Origin of the sequence: Rhodococcus sp. 14C212 (genome assembly GCF_011058195.1) — a bacterium.
Taxonomy (GTDB): domain Bacteria; phylum Actinomycetota; class Actinomycetes; order Mycobacteriales; family Mycobacteriaceae; genus Rhodococcus; species Rhodococcus aetherivorans.
This window is the reverse complement of the sequence record NZ_JAALEH010000220.1, coordinates 1-930: the sequence shown is the minus strand read 5'-3', so window position 1 is coordinate 930 and position 930 is coordinate 1. Positions and strand designations below refer to the sequence as shown.

The following is a 930-nucleotide window of genomic DNA, read 5'->3' as shown; positions in this document are numbered from 1 at the left end:
CTGACCGTGCTGCGCACCGTCCGCAGCGACACCGACGACGCCGACGGCACCGCGTTCGTCCCGCAGATGGCGATGACGACGGCCTACCTGCTGACGGTGGCCAGCGTCCTCGCGCTGGTGCTGTTCCTCGGACATCTGGTCCGGCAGATCCGCGTCGAGGCCGTGCTCGAGCACGTGCGCGCCGACACCTGCGCCACCGCCGCCCGTCTCCTGCCTCCCGATCGTCCGGACACCCCCGCCGTGCCGGTGCCGCCGCCGCACCCGCACCTCGTCGCGGCGGCCTCGTCCGGGTTCCTCGTCGAGATCGACGACCACGCCCTGCGCACCGCGGCCGAACAGGCCGAGGCGGTGGTGTGGGTGGACCGTCCGGTGGGCAGCCCGGTGCTGGCGGGCACACCGGTCGCGTTCTCCTGGTCCGTCCGCCCGCACGAGCCGCTGACCGAGGACGCGGCGCACCGGCTGGGCGAACGGGTGCGCGCGGCGCTGCGCACCGGCAGTGAACGCACCGCCGTCCAGGACCTCGGCTACGGGCTGCGGCAGTTGACCGATGTGGTGGTGCGGGCCCTGTCGCCCGGCATCAACGATCCCACCACCGCCGTGCACGGACTGGTCTCGTGCACCGCGGTCCTGGCCGATCTTCTCGACCGTCGGCTCGGCCCGTACACCCTGTGCGACGAGCACGATCGGGTACGGGTGGTGCTGGCGCGACCGACCTTCGCCGAGCTGCTGGATCTGGTGTGCACCCAGCCGCGGCTCTACGGCGCCGACGATCCGGTGGTGCTCGACGCGCTGCTGTCGATGCTGCGGGAGCTGGCATGGAAAGCCACCACCGGCGAGCAGCGCACGGCGATCACCGACCAGCTCCGTCGCCTGCAGGACCACGTCACCGACCACGACACCGCAACCCGCCACCACCTCGACCACCTCGCC

The 930-nt window shown here is 72.8% G+C and carries 1 protein-coding gene; it reads left to right on the top strand.

Annotated elements, in window-relative coordinates; all coding sequences use genetic code 11:
- Positions 1 to 930, top strand: a 930-nt coding sequence (locus G6038_RS30785; protein ID WP_165042707.1) for a DUF2254 family protein, incomplete at both ends; no start/stop codon positions are given.